14 protein-coding genes are annotated in these 18,644 nt (G+C 48.7%); 2 read left to right on the top strand and 12 right to left on the bottom strand.

Translation table 11 applies throughout. From position 1 onward, the window contains the following. Nucleotides 1–210: hypothetical protein (locus tag B2U90_RS02315; protein WP_292017006.1), on the top strand; the 210-nt coding region annotated here is incomplete at its 5' end. 41 nt (nt 211–251) lie between these two features. On the opposite strand, the gene B2U90_RS02310 is transcribed toward B2U90_RS02315, so the two are convergent. The 8 genes from B2U90_RS02310 to B2U90_RS02275 all read right to left on the bottom strand — a co-directional run bounded on the left by B2U90_RS02310 (nt 252) and on the right by B2U90_RS02275 (nt 12,933). Further along, nucleotides 252–1,667: an FAD-binding oxidoreductase gene (locus tag B2U90_RS02310; RefSeq protein WP_059076175.1), complete on the bottom strand. Its 1,416-nt coding sequence runs from the start codon at nt 1,665–1,667 to the stop codon at nt 252–254. A 55-nt stretch (nt 1,668–1,722) separates the two neighbouring features. After that, on the bottom strand, nt 1,723–2,691 hold the full coding sequence (locus B2U90_RS02305; protein WP_059076176.1) for a bile acid:sodium symporter family protein: 969 nt from the start codon (nt 2,689–2,691) through the stop codon (nt 1,723–1,725). Nucleotides 2,692–2,989: 298 nt separating this feature from the next. Continuing rightward, entirely contained in the window at nt 2,990–3,736 is a 747-nt protein-coding gene (locus B2U90_RS02300) for a GntR family transcriptional regulator (RefSeq protein WP_292017005.1), read from the bottom strand. Between the two features lie 168 nt (nt 3,737–3,904). Beyond that, on the bottom strand, nt 3,905–6,385 hold the full coding sequence (gyrA, locus tag B2U90_RS02295; RefSeq protein WP_075581682.1) for a DNA gyrase subunit A: 2,481 nt from the start codon (nt 6,383–6,385) through the stop codon (nt 3,905–3,907). A gap of 236 nt (nt 6,386–6,621) precedes the next feature. Next, a complete protein-coding gene (locus tag B2U90_RS02290; protein ID WP_338086621.1) occupies nt 6,622–7,947 on the bottom strand; it encodes an acetyl-CoA hydrolase/transferase family protein in 1,326 nt (441 codons plus the stop codon). A gap of 184 nt (nt 7,948–8,131) precedes the next feature. After that, nucleotides 8,132–9,433 (bottom strand): acetyl-CoA hydrolase/transferase family protein, encoded by a 1,302-nt coding sequence (locus B2U90_RS02285; protein ID WP_059076180.1) that lies wholly within the window; start codon nt 9,431–9,433, stop codon nt 8,132–8,134. A 103-nt stretch (nt 9,434–9,536) separates the two neighbouring features. Then, the gene (gene fusA / locus B2U90_RS02280; protein ID WP_075581685.1) at nt 9,537–11,612 is read right to left on the bottom strand and encodes an elongation factor G; all 2,076 of its coding nucleotides are present in this window, start codon (nt 11,610–11,612) and stop codon (nt 9,537–9,539) included. A 91-nt stretch (nt 11,613–11,703) separates the two neighbouring features. Continuing rightward, nucleotides 11,704–12,933, bottom strand: coding sequence for a M20 metallopeptidase family protein (locus B2U90_RS02275; protein ID WP_292017004.1), 1,230 nt, complete (start codon nt 12,931–12,933; stop codon nt 11,704–11,706). 127 nt (nt 12,934–13,060) lie between these two features. On the opposite strand from B2U90_RS02275, the gene B2U90_RS02270 reads away from it, so the two are divergent. After that, on the top strand, nt 13,061–14,428 hold the full coding sequence (locus B2U90_RS02270; RefSeq protein ID WP_170087367.1) for an aminopeptidase: 1,368 nt from the start codon (nt 13,061–13,063) through the stop codon (nt 14,426–14,428). A gap of 9 nt (nt 14,429–14,437) precedes the next feature. Here the strand turns inward: B2U90_RS02270 and B2U90_RS02265 are convergent, their stop codons facing one another. From B2U90_RS02265 to B2U90_RS02250, 4 genes are all read right to left on the bottom strand, one after another. Further along, entirely contained in the window at nt 14,438–15,349 is a 912-nt protein-coding gene (locus tag B2U90_RS02265) for a ketopantoate reductase family protein (RefSeq protein WP_292017003.1), read from the bottom strand. Between the two features lie 92 nt (nt 15,350–15,441). Then, complete coding sequence (locus B2U90_RS02260) at nt 15,442–16,062, bottom strand: RraA family protein (protein WP_075581689.1); 621 nt, start codon at nt 16,060–16,062, stop codon at nt 15,442–15,444. Continuing rightward, on the bottom strand, nt 16,052–17,326 hold the full coding sequence (locus tag B2U90_RS02255; RefSeq protein WP_075581690.1) for a 3-isopropylmalate dehydratase large subunit: 1,275 nt from the start codon (nt 17,324–17,326) through the stop codon (nt 16,052–16,054). The genes B2U90_RS02260 and B2U90_RS02255 overlap by 11 nt, the downstream gene beginning before the upstream one ends. A gap of 20 nt (nt 17,327–17,346) precedes the next feature. Further along, nucleotides 17,347–18,633 carry a 2-hydroxycarboxylate transporter family protein gene (locus B2U90_RS02250; RefSeq protein ID WP_059076187.1) on the bottom strand — a complete coding sequence of 429 codons (1,287 nt, stop codon included), beginning with the start codon at nt 18,631–18,633 and terminating at the stop codon, nt 17,347–17,349. Nucleotides 18,634–18,644: the final 11 nt, after the last annotated feature.

Raw genomic sequence — 18,644 nt, 5'->3', positions numbered from 1 at the left:
GACTCATATATCTTAACAAACTCACAGGAGTTTGTCAAGCACTTTTTTGAATTACTTTTGAGAGGAGGAAGGGAACCTTCCCGTCCGCTCAACAGCTTGTTTAGTATATCCCACTCTCCCCTTCTTGTCAAGGGATTTTTTTACACCGCTAAAAAAAAAGCACCTGCAGGCGTCCGTTTTAGACGCCTGCAGGTGCTTCGGGATATCTAATTCATGCATGGAGGGGTAGATACTATATGATAGAAACTGCATCAGATGCTGTCTTCCAAATCGACAATCTTAGCCGGATTGAGGATATCGTTCGGATCCAGCGCTTTCTTGATTGCCCGGATCATCTTGTATTCACCCGGCGGGGTGCAGCGTTTGAAATCAACGAGTTTCTTATAGCCGATGCCGTGTTCACCAGACATCTTGCCACCCAGTGCATATACTTTTTCAAAGAGGTCTTCATGGAAACCGGCCATCTTCTTCATCCAGTCTTCCGGTGATAAACCATCTTTATTAAGCGGCAGCACGTGGATATTGCCATCGCCGATATGAGCCGATGTTACCGTATAGATTCCGTGTTTTTCTTCCAGTCCTGGTACTTCCGCCGTAATTTCAGCAATCTTGTCGAGAGGTACGACGAAATCTTCTGCTACGAACATGATGTCGATATCGCGGGCTGCTTCAGCAAACTGCCGGCGGCATCCCCAGATACGGTCATCCGCCTGGATGACATCGACGGCGCCCATATCATCACAGAGATCACTGATTTTTTCCATCTTCTTGTCTAGTTCATCTTCATCAAACGATTCTACGGTGATGATGACATAGCAGCAGTTTTCTTCTACATGGGGCAACGTTACTTTGCAGAAATTGCTGCACATCTTCAGCGCTTTATTATCCATGTATTCGATACTGGTAGGTTCGATACCGGCCTTCAAAATCTTATTCGGCAGAGCAAATGCTTTGGCATCTTCATTAAAGATTGCTACCAGGTCAAATTTATACGGCGGCAGAGGACGTAATTTCAGCGTAATTTCTGTTACAACGCCCAGCGTACCTTCCGACCCGCAAATAAGTTGTTCCAGGCAGTAGCCGGTCGAGCATTTCTGCAACCGCGCTCCGACATCTACGATATCACCCGTCGGGGTAACGATTTTCATGCCATAAATCTGATTCCGTGTCGTCCCGTATTTTACAGCCTTGTTGCCACCGGCATTGGTTGCTACGTTACCGCCGATCTGGCAGCTGTCAGCACTGCAGGGATCGCCGGCATATAAGAGCCCCCGCTGTTTGCATTCCTGCTGGATAACGCTCGTCCGGACACCGGTCTGGACAACAGCATAGAGATTATCTTCATCGATTTTGAGGATCTTATCCATCTTATCCAGTTCCATGACGATACCGTGATAGACAGGAATGGCACCACAAGCAACACCAGAACCAGCAGCACGGGGCGTAATCGGTACGAGGTACTTGTTCGCCAGTTTGATGACAGCTGCTACTTCTTCCGTCGTTTTCGGGAATACGACTACTTCGGGAGTACGGAACCAATAGGGATTGCCTTCTTCATCGGTCTGATACGTCTGCAATTTTTCCGGATCTACCGTTACGCCTTTTTCTCCCAGTACTTGTTTCAGTTCGTCCAATAATTCTGCCGATACCTTATTAAATCTTGCCATAACCTATCTCTCCTTCCTATATAAACGCCTCATATACTGCGGCATAATATCCATGTCAATGAGCGGTTCCCTGTGCAGGGGGAGCTGCTTCCGCTGCATCTTCTGTTTTGTTCCCCCAAAGTGATGCAACAAAGGAGCAAAATACAGTCGTCCAGACAACACCGATAGCTCCCGGAATTGCCGACATGGGATCAAAATATGTAATCCCCAGGGTAACTGCCAGCGCCGTATTCTGTACGCCAACGATAAAAGTCATCGCTTTCCGTTTCGGAGCTTTCATGCGCAGCAGGCGGGCTACAGTATATCCGATAGCCAGGCCAATACCTGTATACAGTACCAATGTCAGGGCAGCCATTCCGGCTACAGCCTGCAGCCGTTCTACGTTGAGTGCTACAATGACGGAAATAATACAAACGATAGCAGCTACCGTTGCCAGCGGCACGACTTTCAGAATGACCGGCATTTGTTTTTCAAAGAATTTATGAATCAGAAGTCCCAGCGCAATCGGAATAATGACGATTTTAATGATACTCATAAACAGGCCTACCGCATCAATAGGCAGGTATTTGCCGACATAAAAGAGAAGCAGCATAGGCATGACGACAGGCGCTACGATGGTGCTCAGGCTCGATACCGTCACGGCCAGAGCCTTATCGCCTTTAGCCAGGAATGTCATGACGTTGGAAGACGTCCCCGTCGGCGTACAGCCCAGAAGTACGAGACCTACAGTCAGCATCGGGTCCAGATTGAATATGGTTCCCAGTCCCAATCCGACGAGAGGCATAAACGCATACAGTGTCACGATACCGACGATAACATCCTTTGGCCGGGTCAGAACCAGCTTGAAATCATTAGGCGTCATAGAAAGACCCATGCTCAGCATGATAATGCCCAGGAACCAGGGAATCGTCCCGCCGTAGGGTTTAAATGGCGTCGGCACAAAATATGCAAATACGGCACATAAAATGACCCACAGCGTTACATACTTAGTTACAAATTTTACGAACTTTTCGAACCCAGTCATGCTTCATACCTCCTTACACATAAAATGATACCTGAAAACATAAATCCTTACTGAATTTAATTATTACCGTATCGAATTTCTTTTATGCGTTTATGTTAACATTATCCAATTAAAGAGTCAAACTCTGACCAGTATGACGTTTGTGTTCATTTTATTTTTCTCATTTGGGCCTTTTTTTCGTCCATTTTCGTATAAATTATTACATTCTGATTGTTTTTCTTTCATTTTTCAATAAAAAAATCTGGCAAAATGTCTAAATAAATTAATATTTTGCCAGATAATTTCTTATTTTTTTATTTTATGTTGGTGAAAATAGGCCTTTTTTATTGAATTCCTGATTGTTTTCAGCAGGAAACTTGCGTTTAAACTCAGCACGGGCCAGAGCGAGATGCCGCCGCATAATCGCTTCCGCCATTCCCTGGTCCCGCATTTTTAAAATATCACAAATCGTCAGATGTTCCGTTCCGACGACTTCAAAATATCCTGCCGGTGGATCATAATTCAGATAGCTCCTATAGCGGTACAACTTGTATTTAATATGTTCATAAAACTCTTCCAGCAAAGGATGATCCGCCAGATGGACAATACGGGAATGAAATTGATATTCCAGGTCTACAACATCTATATACCGGTGCTGCAAATTCCCGCTCTTTACACAGATGTGCTGAAGCTGTCCTGCTATATCATACAATACATCCAGATCCGTATCTTTTATGGCAACAGCAGCCCGGCCTGCTGCATAGGGCTCAATCAGTTCCGATAATTCAGCAATATCTGTATATTCCTTTTCCGAAAACGCGGCGACCCTGTATCCCGGCTGGCGGACAACATATGAATTGTGCATGAGCCTGGTCAGGGCATTTTTGACAGGAGAGCGGCTGACACCCAGTAATTCGGCAATGGTACTTTCATTGACCCGGCTGCCCGGAGCCATACGGAAACTGACAATTTCCTGCAGTAAAATGTCATACACTATATCACTGAGAGATAAGAATGGATTTCGTTTCCTCATACGTTCGACCGACTGCTTGTCCACTTTGTTCACCCCATTACTGCTATAATCAGTTACTATTTTATCATAATCTGTACCGGTAAAAGAGTCAGGAAATCACAGTATATCCAAATGTATCAAAATCGGCATAGAACAAGTCATAATGTTTCATTTTTTGCATAGAAAAAGTGGCGCCTCAAGGAGCGCCACTTTCGCTATATCTTATTTTTGTTGAAATAAATCTCCCTGAGATGGTGATTCTTCATCTTCGCCGTCGATGGCTATCGTATCGAGGGCCGCTACCTTGTCGTCTTCTTCCAGTTTCTGGATTTTGACGCCTGAGGTAATCTTACCTTTTTTGATGCCAATGCTTTCCACATCGGTGCGGATGACGATACCATTGCCGGTAATGAGCATCAGTTCCTGATCATCGCGGACTACTTCGACGCCGACGACATCGCCGGTTTTCTCAGTAATCTTGAAGTTCTTGACGCCCTTGCCGCCACGGTTCTGTACCTTGTAGGCTTCTACGTTATTGCGCTTGCCAAACCCTTCTTCACTGACTGTGAGGACCTGGCAGCCCGGTGCGAGGATATCTGCTCCGATGACCATATCACCAGGAGCCAGATCAATACCACGGACACCGCGGGTATTGCGCCCCATAGGACGGACATCGTCTTCATTGAAGCAGATAGCCATCCCCAGTTTCGTTGCCAGGATGATATTCTGTCCTCCCGTCGTAAGGCGTACCTTAGCCAGATGATCTCCTTCGACAAGGGAAATAGCAATGAGGCCGTTGCGGCGTACGTTCTTGAATTCCTGCAGTTCCGTCTTTTTGACCCGGCCTTGTTCCGTAGCCATAAAGAGGTTCATGGACGGATCCACCTGATCGAGATCAATCAGGGCATTTACTTTTTCCCCACTATCGAGAGGCAGCAGATTAATCGCCGCGATTCCCTTGGAATTCCGGCTGTTGGCTTCGGGAATTTCATATGCCTTGAGACGATAGACGCGGCCCAGGTTGGTAAAGAAGAGTACCGTGTTCAGCGACGAGGTATAGAGCAGATGATTGACTGCATCTTCATCTTTCGTACCCATTCCCTTGATGCCGCGGCCGCCTTTATTCTGTGTATGGTAGACGTTGGCGTTGATGCGCTTGATATAGCCACGCCGCGTCAGAGTCAGAACCATGCGTTCATCAGGAATCATATCTTCCACGCCGAATTCCGACGTATCAGCTACAATCTGAGTACGCCGCGGATCAGCAAACTTCTTCTTAGCATTGAGGAGTTCATCTTTGACAATACCCATGATTTTATGCGTATCGGAAAGGACATCGCGCAGATAGGCAATCCGTTCTTCCAGTTCCTTGTATTCTTGTTCGATTTTTTCCCGTTCCAGACCGGTCAGGCGGCGCAGACGCATATCGAGGATAGCAACGGACTGCTTGTCGCTCAGGCCGAACTTGCTCATGAGAGACGTCTTGGCAATTTCATCCGTCTGGGATTCGCGGATCGTCCGGATAACCTCGTCAATATGGTCGAGGGCGATAAGCAAACCTTCCAATATGTGGGCACGGGCCAGTGCCTTTTCCAGTTCAAATTTGCACCGTCTGGTTATGACATCCTGCTGATGAGCCAAGTAATAATGCAGTACTTGTTTCAGCGTCAGGACGCGTGGATGCCCATCGACAAGCGCCAGCATAATAACGCCAAACGTTTCCTGTAATTGTGTATGTTTATACAATTTATTCAGGACGATATCCGGATTGGCATCGGCCCGCAGTTCGATAACGATGCGCAGACCCTTGCGGTCCGATTCATCGCGCAGGGCAGTAATGCCGTCGATTTCCTTGTTGCGGGACAATTCGGCAATCGTTTCGATGACCCGGGCCTTGTTGACCTGATAAGGAATTTCTGAAACGACAATGCGGTGTTTGCCCTTGTTCATCGGTTCGATTTCCGCACAGGAACGCATCTTTATGCTGCCGCGGCCTGTCGCATAAGCCTTGATGATACCATCGCGGCCCATAATTTTAGCACCCGTCGGGAAATCAGGACCCTGGATTTTCGTCATTAATTCTTCCAGGCTGGCTTCAGGGTTATCGATGAGCATGACACAGCCGTCGATGACTTCACCCAGATTATGGGGTGGGATGTTCGTCGCCATACCGACGGCAATGCCAGCCGAGCCGTTAACCAATAGGTTCGGGATTTTAGAAGGAAGGACCGTCGGTTCCTGGAGAGACCCGTCATAGTTAGGCATGAAATCGACCGTATCCTTGTCAATATCTTCCAGCATTTCGCCGGTAATCTTGGCCATGCGGACTTCTGTATAACGCATAGCAGCCGCCGAATCACCATCGACAGAACCGAAGTTGCCGTGACCATCTACCAGGGGATAACGGGTAGAAAAATCCTGGGCCAGGCGGACCGTTGCATCGTATACCGAGCTGTCACCATGGGGATGATATTTACCTAAAACTTCACCGACGATACGTGCTGATTTCTTATATGGCTTGTTCGGCGTCATGCCGGCTTCGTGCATCGCATACAAAATACGGCGATGAACAGGTTTCAACCCATCGCGCACGTCCGGCAGGGCACGCGTGATGATAACACTCATCGCATAATCGATGTACGAGGTCTGCATTTCACTTTCCAGACAAACCGGCAAAATTTTATCAACGTTTTGTTCGTCCACAATGTCACCTCATATATAATAAAAAAATAATCGCTTATATATCTATATATAGAGCATCTGTACTATTATACCAAAAATCAGAGGAAATAGATAGGTAAATAACCCAAATAGCAAAAAAGCGCCTTGCCGGGCCGTTTAGGAGGAATTTTAAAGCAAATGTATAGAGACTGCAGCAAAAGAGCCCTAAAAGCTCATTTTGTTACAGTCTCTGTCAGATTCTGTAAAATTAACACTAATTACCGTTTATTGCTCTTGCGCCAGATATGCATCTTGTCCGCTTCTTTGATGAGTTCGTCCCGGAAATCGGGGTGTGCCAGGCCGATGAGGGCTTCTGCGCGCTGCCAGGTCGATTTACCCATGAGGTTGACCATGCCGTATTCTGTCGCAATCCAGTGCGTCTGGGAACGGGGATCGGTGACAGTCGTACCGGCTTTCAGGATGGGGCTGATGTTGGACGTAACCGTACCGGTCTTTTTATCCGTATGGGTCGCGTGCATGGCGATGATGGACTTACCGCCTCTGGACCGGTAGGCACCGTCGGTGAAGTCCAGCTGGCCGCCGCTGCCACTGATCTGGTGGGTCCCCATGGATTCGGCCGATACCTGGCCATAGAGGTCTACTTCGATGCAGCTGTTGATGGAAATGAAATTATCAATCTGTCCGATGACAGCCGGATCATTTACATAATCGATGGGAAAGGTTGCCAGAGCAGGATTGTCATCTACCCAGTCATATAAGTCCTGAGAGCCAAGGGCAAAGGCAAAGACCCCTTTATCACGGTTCAGGTTTTTGACTTTATTCGTCAGTCTGCCTTCCTTAGCCATAAGGTAAAATGCGTCGACGAGCATTTCTGTATGGACACCCAGATCTTTCAAATCCGATTTGGCAATCATAGCGCCTACACTGTTAGGCAGCCCGCCAATGCCCAGCTGCAATGTTGCCCCATCGGGGATAGCTTCGACGATATAAGAAGCGATTTTCTGATCGATATCGTTTCCAAGGACGAAAGGAATAGTCGGCACTGGCACATCGGGCGCTTCGACGATGGCATCGACGTCAGAAATATGGATGGCTTCCCCACGGCCGCCAAGACAGCGCGGCATATGCGGATTGACTTCGACGATGACTTTTTTAGCCTTTTTCGTAATAGCCTCGGTCACGGCCGCACAAAGGCCAAAGTTAAAATAGCCATGTTTATCCATAGGCGCTACAGTAATCATCGCCACATCGACATCAATGATATTGCGGTAAATCGACGGTTCATTACGGAAACACATAGGATTAAAAAACATGCGTGACTGTGCTGCCAGCTTGCGGTCATATCCGCTGAGATGCCAGTTCATGACGGTAAAAGTATCGCAATCGGGGTCGCATTCGCATACCTGGCGGGGAAACAGGGACATGGTTTCCCGTACTTTAATATCATGTAACTCATCTTTGCGGCCCGCCAGTGCTTTATCGAGCAGTACCGGCTGGGAGGTCGTCATGCCATAATCGACCCAGTCGCCGTCTTTTACAAGGGTAACTGCTTGTTCCGGAGTCGTCAGTTTTTGTTTATACATATCCGTCCATTCTGACATTCTGTTCACCAAACCTTTCACAATATATGCGGTCTGTACCGCATCAACCACAACAGAGATATTGTTCTAAAATTCACATGTACAGTATAGCTTATTAAAACGTTTTACGCAAGATATCTATGCAAAATCCATATTCATGTTGTGTGTTATACGCAATGCTCGCATATCAGATCAGGATATGCATTTTTTTAGCAGTAAAGGTCAGCTCTTCCCGGAATTTCGGATGGGCAATGGAAATCAGGGCTTTTGTCCGCTGAGAAAGGGTTTTCCCCCGTAATTTGGCGATGCCGTATTCTGTAACGACGTAATCAATATCATTTTTACTCGTCGAAACGATGGCTCCCGGCGTCAGTGTCGGCACGATTTTGCTGATAGTGCCTCCTTTTGCCGTAGAGGGGAAAGCAATAAAGCTTTTTCCGCCCGGTGAGCAGATGGCACCGCGCACGTAATCAGCCTGGCCACCTGTACCAGATATATGCCGCGTTCCTGTCGATTCAGAGCAGGCCTGACCAAAGAAATCAACTTCAATAGCCGCATTGACAGAAATAAAGTCCGGATGGCGGGCGATGACTGCCGGGTCATTGACATAATCGACAGGTAACATGAGAAATGCCGGATTGTCATCAATAAAATCGTAAATACGCTGAGAACCAAAGGTCAGGGTTGCCACAGTCTTTCCCCGGTGAATCGGTTTTCTAGTATTGGTGACAGCCCCGCATTCAATGAGTTCTACCATGCTGTCTGTAAACAGTTCTGTATGGATTCCCAGATCATGCTTATCCTTGAGGGCCAGACCCACGGCTTCTGGTACAGCGCCGATACCAAGCTGCAGTGTCGCTCCGTCAGGCACTTCTTCGGCAATATAACCGCCGATAGTACGGCTGATTTCATCAATCTGTACCGGCGGCACGATAGGCAGGGCATGGGACGTTTCACACAGTCCATCGACCTGTGAAATATGGATTTGCGGCGCCGTGAGTACCCGCGGCAGCTGATCATTGACTTCCAGATAAATATGGCGGGCTTTCCGGATCATGGCAGCACTGCAGGAACCGCTCAGGCTGGTGCTGAAATACCCGTGCTTATCCATAGGAGATACCTGGGCAAAGAACGCATCAATGTCGATATATCGTTCAAACAGTCCCGGCGCATCGTGGTAATAGCAGGGCATGATGTCGCAGCGTCCTTCGTTGGCAGCTTTGCGCAGTCCCCCGCCGGAAAACCATGTAACAGGCGTAATATTCGGATAGGCTTCAGAAGATAACGTCCCCAGAGGCGTCACATCGAGCAGAGTATGACAGGTCACATCCTGTATATCCCCGGCAGCGGCCCGTTTTCCCAGAGCATCGGCCAGAACCGGCGGGATGGCTCCTGAAATATCAGCACAACAGGACCAGCCCGATTCCACACAGGCGGCAATCTGTTCCGGCGTTTTTTTCTTATCGGCATATTCTTGCATTACATCCATGATAATTTCTCCTTTCACTAAAAAATCAGCATTGCTATGATTTCACTACCCAAAAGAAATCCCCGCCGCACACAATATGCGGCGAGGATACGTGAGGAGGGATTTATTCTTCCTTACCAGCCTGTGAAGCGGCAATGATTTCATCCATTGTCTTTTTCGGTACTTCTTCATAATCAAAGAAGGACATGTTGAATGTACCTTTCCCCTGTGTCATGGAGCGCAAAATCGTCACATAGCCGCTCATTTCGGCCAGAGGCACCTGCGCTTTGACTACAATCAGGTTCTTATGGCTGGGATGATGTTCCATGCCGAGGATCCGTCCGCGGCGGCCGCTGAAGTCGCCCATGACATCACCCATATATTCTTCCGGCACGATGACATCGACATTATAAACCGGTTCGAGAATAGCCGGTTTCGCTTCGGGCACGCCTTTCTTCAGCGCCAGTGCTGCCGCTACTTTAAAGGCCATTTCCGACGAATCGACAGGATGATAGGACCCGTCTTCCAGTGTGACCTTGACGTGGATCATAGGATACCCGGCAATGAGTCCTTTTTCCAACGTTTCTTTTACGCCCTTTTCGACAGCCGGGATATACTGGCGCGGCACAGCCCCGCCGAATATGGCGTCGACAAATTCGAAGTCTTCCCCATTGGTAAGGGGTTCCAGTTTGAGTTTGACATGACCGTACTGACCATGACCACCACTTTGCTTCTTATGCTTGCCTTCTACTTCCGTAACGCCGTTGATGGTTTCCCTGTACGGAATATATACCGGTTTGAGGATACCTTTGACGCCGTATTTGCGTTCCATCTTATTCATGATGTGTTCCAGATGGACGTCGCCCATGCAGCGAACGAGTATCTGCTTGCCTTCGGCATTCTTTTCCACCTGGCAGGTAGGATCTTCTTCACTGATTTTTGAAAGAGCCGTCATCAGTTTTTCTTCGTCGCCTTTCTTTTCCGGAACCATGGCGACCGTATGGAGCGGATTGGGGAAGCGGATTGGATCATATTCAACAGGGAATTCTGCCGTAGCAAAAGTATCACCTGTACGGGCATGAGCCAGTTTCGGAATGACGACGATATCACCAGCAATGGCGTCTTTGACCGGTACCTGTTCCTTGCCGACCAAGGTAAACATCTTGCCCAGCTTTTCTTCCGTATCCTGGGTCACGTTATACAGCTTATCCCCTTCTTTGAGTTCGCCGGAGAAAATGCGGACATAACTCAGTTTCCCGGCAAAGGGGTCGATGAGTGTCTTAAATACAAATCCCGTAAACAGCTTGTTAGGATATACCATAACCGGTTCGCCCGTCTTTTTATCCGTTCCCATCATGACCTTCTGGGATGCGTCCGGCATATAACGGATGATGCGCCCCAAAAGTTCCGTCGTTCCGATATGATGGACTGCACTGCCGCACATGACCGGGCATACCCGGCCGGTCAGCATGCCCTGGCGCAGGCCCTGGCGCAGTTCGTCGATGGTCAGTTCTTCCCCTTCCAGGTATTTTTCCAACAGTTCGTCGTCGCCTTCTGCAGCGGCTTCCATGCACATTTCACGAACTTCACGGGCTTTAGGCATATATTCTGCCGGCACTTTGATTTCTTCGGCCTTGCCTTCTTTCCATTCCCAGGCAATCATTTTGCAGACATCGATGATGCCGCGGAAATCATTGCCTTCTCCGATCGGAATCTGAAGGGGCATAATAGATTTGCCGAAAACAGCGCGCATCTTTTCGAGGCAGCCAAAGAAATCGGCGTTTTCAGCATCCATTTTATTGACATAGATCATGCGCGGCAACTGTAGTTCTACGCCGTAATCCCAGGCGCGTTCCGTATCCATTTCTACACCGGCATCAGCCGAAACGACCATGAGGATGCCATCAGCAGCCCGCAGGGCAGCACGGACTTCACCACAGAATTCGGAATACCCCGGCGTATCAATGAAATTCAGCTTGTATCCCTGCCATTCACAGGGCGCGATACCGAGCTGGATCGTCACATTACGCTTGATTTCTTCCGGTTCAAAGTCCATGATGTGTTTGTTGTCCTTGCCCACACCGACGGCATCAACGGCTCCGCAGGCAAGCAACAGGGATTCGACGACGGCCGTCTTGCCGGCTCCGTCATGGGAGAGTACAGCCACGTTGCGGATCTTGTCACTAGCATATTCTTTCATAAATAAATCGCCTCCTAAAAATCACGTTATTATATATATTCGTGATGAGGAGGCGATTTCCTTTTTTATTTATGATTTTTTTCTAACTTATCTATGCTTTATGCGCCGCATCCGGTGCAATGATGCCAGCATCCTGATTGGAAAGCGCTGCCAGCGTGAGCGATGTCATGAGCTCCATCCCAAAAGGCAGACAGTTTTCATCGGCAACGAAATGAGAATTATGGAGCGGCCACACAGGTTTTCCCGGAGCCGTTGCCCCAAGCCACAAAAAAGCACCGTTATACGCTTTGAGATAACCGGAGAAATCTTCTGCCGTCATAGCCGGTTCCCTTACATCTCCCAGAGCATCCCCCCCAAACCGGGTGCGCACGACATCTTTGATAAACTCTGCCTGCTCTGCATCATTAAAGACCGCATCATACCCCCGGTCGTACTGAAGCGTACTGTCCGTGCCGAGCATCGTATCGAGTCCGCTCAGCAGACGCTTCAGCTTATCTTCCACCATATCCTGAGCTTCTTTGTGATAAGTCCGGCAGGTTCCTTCGATGACGACCTCATCAGCCACGATATTATAGCGCGTGCCGCCGTGGATGGTGCCAAAGGTGAGTACTGCCGGATAAAGTGGGTTGATCTGACGGCTGATGATGTTCTGTACTGCCGTCAGAAACTGACCGGCCGCCACTATTGCATCAGTACCGCGATGCGGCATAGCGGCGTGACTGGCCTTGCCACAGATAGTGACCGTCACGTGATCTGAAGCCGCCATCATAGGACCGGCCAGAATCCCGACCTGACCAGTGGGAAGTCCGGGCCACACATGAAGGCCATACACGGCATCAGTACCTTCGAGGATTCCCGACTTGACAATGGCTTTAGCCCCGCCATCGGGAGATTTTTCTTCTGCCGGCTGGCCAATAAAAATAACCGTACCGGCAAAGGTATCTTTCATCGCCGTGAGAACACGGGCCGTGCCGAGGAGAATCGATGTATGGGCGTCATGGCCGCAGGCATGCATGATACCGGGTGTTTCTGAAGCAAAAGATAGTCCCGTTTCTTCCGTGACCGGCAGGGCATCCATATCGGCCCGCAGGGCAATCGTAAGCCCCTTTCCCTTCCCGCCGTGGAGAATACCCACGACAGCATGTATTCCACCTACTTCTTCATGCACTTCTAATCCAAGACTGCGGAATTCCGCAGCTGCCAGGGCCGCCGTCCCCTCTTCATGGTATGAAAGTTCCGGATGGGCATGAATCGTACGGCGGAGCTCACATACGTGGGGCGTATATTTTTCAACTAACTGTTTTATCATATCTTGTGTCATTTTCCTGTTCCCCCTTTTATTTCTCAGGAAATATCACTATAATAGTAATATTAGACATGAATACATGCATAATGTAAAAATGGCTGTCCCGCCATTTTGGTTAATTATACCATAAGGAGGAATATAAATGAAAGCATTTGATAGAGAAAACAGCGTCTGGGCTCGTTTTTCTGAAGAACAGCGCCTGGAAATGGAAGAATACAGCAAAAAGTACCGCCAATTTCTCGACACGGCCCGGACAGAACGGCTGGCCAATGCAGAAATCATCCGACAGGCTGAAGCTGCCGGTTTCAGACCGCTCAGCGACTATACCTCCCTTAAAGCCGGCGACAAAGTATACTGGAATCAGAAAGGCAAGTCCGTCATCCTCGCCGTCATCGGCACAGAACCTGTCTCCCAGGGGATGAAGATCGTTGGTTCTCATATCGACTGCCCCCGTCTCGACCTGAAAGCCATGCCCGTTACGGAAAAAAATGGCATCGTCTATTTCAAGACCCATTATTACGGAGGTCTTTTAAAATATCAGTGGGTCTGCCTGCCTCTTTCCCTGATTGGCGTCGTCTATACAGCTGACGGACGGCGCATCGACGTCTCTATCGGTGAAGACCCTGATGACCCGGTATTTTTCATCAATGACCTGCTCCCCCACCTCGGCAAAGACCAGGCAGCCAAAAAACTTTCCGAAGCCATCAGCGGGGAAATGCTCATGCCCCTCGTCGGGACTAATAGTGAAGAGGAAAAAACAAAGCCGGCCGTTCTGGAATTGCTGAAAAAGAAATACGGTATCGAAGAAGAAGATTTCGCCAGCGCCGAACTGGAAATCATTCCGGCCATTAAGAGCCGCGATGTCGGTCTGGACCGTTCTATGATTATGAGCCATGGCCACGATGACCGGGTATGCTCGTATGGCAATCTGGCAGCCATCCTCACAGCCCATGCCGGCACTAAGACGCAGGTAGCCTTGTTTGCTGACAAGGAAGAAATCGGTTCCGTCGGCAATACCGGTGTCCACTCGGCATTTTTCCCTGATTTCGTTGCCGAACTCCTGGCATTACAGGGCCATACGGAAGAACTATGGCTGCGCCGGACCATGCGGAACAGCCAGGTCTTATCCGCCGACGTATGCGCTGCCCTGGACCCTGTATTCGCCGATGCCTATGAAGAAACAAACGCGGCACGGCTCGGTTATGGCATATGCCTCTGCAAATACACCGGAGCCCGCGGAAAAGCCGGCAGCAACGATGCTAATGCAGAATTTTTATCCCAGGTACGCCAGATTTTTAACGCCGCCGATGTCCCCTGGCAGATTGGGGAACTGGGAAAAGTCGATCAGGGCGGTGGCGGCACCATCGCCTATATCATGGCCGACTGGGGCTGCGATGTCGTAGACTGCGGCGTCGCCATGCACAGCATGCACGCACCCTTAGAAATCGTTGCCAAATCCGATGCCTATAGCGGATACCTGGCTTATAAAGCCTTCTTTGAAAGCAAGTAAACAGACCCGTTATTCAGAAGAAATCCGTTCTTTCAACGCTTCATAAAATATCTTTGACAAGGGAATGTCTATTCCCAGTTTCTCTGCTGTCTTTACGAGATAGCCACTGAACGTTTCCAGTTCATTGGGCCGGCGGGCCATGACATCGTGGGCAAGGGAGCTGGTTACATTCTGATTTTTCTGGCCTATGACGCGATGATAAATCGTATCGACCAGGTCATCGGCCAGATCAACTCCCTGAGCCTTCCCAATCGTATAGGCCTCATGGAGAAGGGTATGGAATTCCTCTTTTCCCTGCGGACGGGCAAATACACCGGCAAAGGTATCTTCATAATAGGCCGTAATCACGTTAATGGCGCAGTTGGTGATGAATTTATTCCACACTTCGACGCGGATATCGTCGGCATATCGTATTTTCAGCCCCGGATGATCGAGAAGATCATGGAGAGTTGTACTGTATTCCCCTTCAGCACTGCTGATATACATGCGGGCAAAGGCCCCGGACTGACGGATTGAAAAATCGGCCTGGGCTTCTGTATTAATGTAAATAGTCGAATCCATAATTTTTCCCTTCGGCAGAATAGACCGGGCTACCTCACTATGATCGACGCCATTCTGCATGCAGACAATCATCGTATGATCATCTACGCAGGGGATCACGGCCTGTAATGCTGCCGGTAGGGAATAATTCTTGACGCAGACAAAAATCACATCCTGAATGCCGCACGACGACGGGTCATCGGTTACTTTCGGATGAGCTACGTGTTCACCAAAAAAATCACTGTGCAGAATAAGACCTTTTTCTATGAGAGATTCTTTCCGCTTGCGGCGGGCAATCAGAGTCACATCATCATAGTAGGCACACAAAAAAGATGCCATATATCCACCGATACCGCCAATTCCCGTTACCATGATTTTCATGAGTCATCACTCCCTCAACATATAAATCAAAAGACTGTTTTTACCATTTTAGCATAATAAATCGGTAAAAACAGTCTTTTTCGTCTCTATACTTACCTTTCTCCACAGGCTTTAGCAAGAAATTCATCTAGTGCGGCCGGATCAGGAATAACAGTATCCATCTTCCAACGGTCTTTTTCTTCTTTAGCCTTTGCGTTTTTCAGGACTTCTGCCGTTTTATCGGCAGGAATGACGACGACGCCATCAGCATCGCCATAAATAATGTCTCCGGGACGGATAAGCGTATCGGCACAGGCAACTGTCTGTTGTACTCGTCCCAGATAATTGACAGGGGGACTTTTCGGCGTAATACCGCGGGCAAAAACAGGAAAATCACCACTGGCAATGGCCTGACTATCACGAACGCATCCATCAATGACGATACCTGCCAGCCCCTGTTTTCTGGCAATAGTCACGACAATTTCTCCCAGGAACGCTGCATCGGTTGTTCCATGGGCAGCGATGACAAGGACAGCGCCTTTGGGAGCTTCCCGCAATGCTTTAAATACAACAGAACAATCATTTTTAACGACTTGTATGGTGTAAGCCGGTCCTGTAACGGTCATCCGTTTATCCAGTGGTTTAATAGCAGCAGCCATCGTCTGGCATCCTGCCATGGCATCTGATAACGATGTAGATGACACGCCATTCCATTCTTGTATATTAAATTCCATAATTTCTCTCCTGTTTCAAATCAGCGGGATGTATTAAATGACCAGCAACAGCCGTGGCAGCCGCTACAACTGGTGAACCCAGGTATGTTTTGGACTTCGGGCTGCCCAGACGGCCCAGGAAATTCCGGTTATTCGTTCCAAGTAATACTTCATCATCAGACAATAACCCGCCACTTCTGCCTTCACAGAGCGAGCAATAGGGATGAGTAACCATAGCTCCAGCCTGAATAAATGTTTGTATGTATCCCAGAGCAATGGCCTGTTTAAAAATGGACCGCGATGCCGGTGTGATAAGCAGTTCCATGTGGGGAGCAATGTGACGCCCTTCCAGTACGCGGGCGGCAGCTGCCAGATCCTGCAGCCTTCCATTCGTACAGGAACCGATGAATACTTTATCTACTTTCATTCCTTCCAGTTCGGACAGCGGTTTGACGTTATCTACGTACGGATGGGCCGCAATATACGGTACCATATCTTCGGCTTTATACGTCAGCACTTTTTCGTACTCTGCATCGTCATCAAAATGGAGCCACGATACGTCATCATATTTTACGTTGCTGTAAGCGCAACTTTCTTTTGTCGGTGCGAACAGTCCGACTTTGGCACCGCATTCGACGGCCATATTGGCAATGGTCAGCCGTTCGTCGACGGGCATGGCATCGATGGTAGAGCCACAGAATTCCAGGGATTTATAGGTGCCGCCGGCAGCTTTCAGATCTCCCAGGATGCGCAGGGCGATGTCTTTGGAGCAGACTCCGTCCGGCAGTGTGCCGTCTATCTGGATTTTAATGGCTGACGGTACGCGGACCCACATTTCTCCTGTACCCAGGACGGCCGCCATTTCCGTGTAGCCGATGCCCGTAGAAAAAGCGCTGACAGCACCGTAGGTTGTCGTATGGGAATCAGTGACAAATACGACGTCACCGGGCCGGGCATATCCCAGTTCCGGCATAAGCTGATGGCAGATGCCGTCGCCGGCATGGACCTTTCTGGCGCCGAATTCTTCGGCAAACTGATATCCGTATTTCAGGTGATCCCCATCGAGGGGAAGGCAGGTCGGAAGCAGATGGTCGAACATAATGATGACTTTTTCCGGATCCCAGGATTTCGTAAATCCCATTTCCTTGAATTTCCGGTATACATTTGTCGTATAGATATCGTGAAACATGACGCAGTCCGGATGAGTGATGACGATGTCACCGGGTCTGCAGTCTGCTACGCCTGTATTATGCATCAGAATTTTTTCTGCTAATGTATGTCCCATGATAGCAGTCTCCTTCCGTACTATAAGACAAAGGATAAAATAACACTGCCTGCAATCAATACGAGGGCACCGCCCAGACGGGATGAAACGGCAGCAAAAGGCATGAGTTCCATTCTTTTGCAGGCACCAAGTGTAGCAATGTCACCGGAACCACCCATATTCGCCATACAGAGGCCGGCTGTAATAGCGGCTTCGATGGGATAGAACCCGACAAACCAGCCGACAACAGCTGCTCCGACGATGGCACCTAATACGACTGCGGCTACAATGATTACATAACTGGGCGTCAAAGCAGGAATGACGGCACTCAGGCTGATCAGACCAAAGCCCAGCCCGGCCAGAAGGGTATTGGTGAAATTTTTGATGAAGAACTGGAACCAAAGAGCGCAATATCGTTCAATGTTAGCTGGCAATATTCCCAGAACTTTAACAACAATCATTAACAGAATCATCCAGGCATAGGCATGAATACTCGGAATGAACCGTTGAATCAACATACCCAGAGCCAGGAAAATACCGGCAAAAGTCATACCGACGGCAAAGACAGATAAATTCGTTACTGGTTCCTCTTTTTTTGCTTCTTCGGATTCTGCCTGTTTTCCTTCGTCACGCATAATATGACCGTTTCCCGTCATCCAGGGATGTATTTTTCCAAGACGGTCCAGAAGCCCTGCTGCAATGATGGCAAACGCATTCCCCAATGCTACAGCCGGCGTCATCAGGGCTAATAATTCACCTACATCGCGCTGCATGATTTCACCAAACATCTGGGAAAGTGGAACGGCACCAGCCGATGTCCCTCCTCCCATGATGGGGACGGAAATAAACAATGTCGTTTCTGAAAAAATATTTCCAAAGAGAAGTCCCGCTGCACCGCCAAAAAGGATGGCCAGGATAAAGCCACCTATGATACAGGGTAAATACCGGATAGCAGCTCTGATAAGCAATTTGCGGTCCATACCAAAAATACTGCCGCAGCAGAGAGCTGCCAATGCAAAATTAATAAAAGTCCCGGTCATAAACGTTTTGCAGGTTTTGGCAAAATCATCCGGCACCAATCCATACATCACCATAGCTGATGTACCAAATAATACAACAATGGATCCGCCGCCCAGATAATCTTTGACGATAGGAATGCGGTCGCCAATGAACCGGAATGCTTCACCGTATACGATGAGCAATGGCAATACACCGGCCAGACTTCCCGGTAGAAATTTAAAGAAAAGGGCCAGATTGAGAATAACAAAAGCTAGTATGAAATAAGGCCAGTCCATATTCAAAATCTGCAGTCTTTTTGTCGTTTCCATATGTGTCTCTC

It is taken from the genome of Megasphaera sp. UBA4233 (assembly GCF_002395615.1).
GTDB classification, from domain to species: Bacteria; Bacillota; Negativicutes; order Veillonellales; family Megasphaeraceae; genus Megasphaera; species Megasphaera hexanoica.
The sequence above is the reverse complement of the archived record's forward strand: the minus strand, read 5'-3'. Positions and strand labels throughout refer to the sequence as shown.

Excerpts from the sequence above, each read along its gene's own strand:
- B2U90_RS02310 (WP_059076175.1), bottom strand. The coding sequence starts at position 1,667 with ATGGCAAGATTTAATAAGGTATCGGCAGAATTATTGGACGAACTGAAA.
- B2U90_RS02305 (WP_059076176.1), bottom strand. The coding sequence starts at position 2,691 with ATGACTGGGTTCGAAAAGTTCGTAAAATTTGTAACTAAGTATGTAACG.
- B2U90_RS02290 (WP_338086621.1), bottom strand. The coding sequence starts at position 7,947 with ATGTATAAACAAAAACTGACGACTCCGGAACAAGCAGTTACCCTTGTA.
- B2U90_RS02285 (WP_059076180.1), bottom strand. The coding sequence starts at position 9,433 with ATGGATGTAATGCAAGAATATGCCGATAAGAAAAAAACGCCGGAACAG.
- fusA (WP_075581685.1), bottom strand. The coding sequence starts at position 11,612 with ATGAAAGAATATGCTAGTGACAAGATCCGCAACGTGGCTGTACTCTCC.
- B2U90_RS02275 (WP_292017004.1), bottom strand. The coding sequence starts at position 12,933 with ATGACACAAGATATGATAAAACAGTTAGTTGAAAAATATACGCCCCAC.
- B2U90_RS02270 (WP_170087367.1), top strand. The coding sequence starts at position 13,061 with ATGAAAGCATTTGATAGAGAAAACAGCGTCTGGGCTCGTTTTTCTGAA.
- B2U90_RS02265 (WP_292017003.1), bottom strand. The coding sequence starts at position 15,349 with ATGAAAATCATGGTAACGGGAATTGGCGGTATCGGTGGATATATGGCA.
- B2U90_RS02260 (WP_075581689.1), bottom strand. The coding sequence starts at position 16,062 with ATGGAATTTAATATACAAGAATGGAATGGCGTGTCATCTACATCGTTA.
- B2U90_RS02255 (WP_075581690.1), bottom strand. The coding sequence starts at position 17,326 with ATGGGACATACATTAGCAGAAAAAATTCTGATGCATAATACAGGCGTA.
- B2U90_RS02250 (WP_059076187.1), bottom strand. The coding sequence starts at position 18,633 with ATGGAAACGACAAAAAGACTGCAGATTTTGAATATGGACTGGCCTTAT.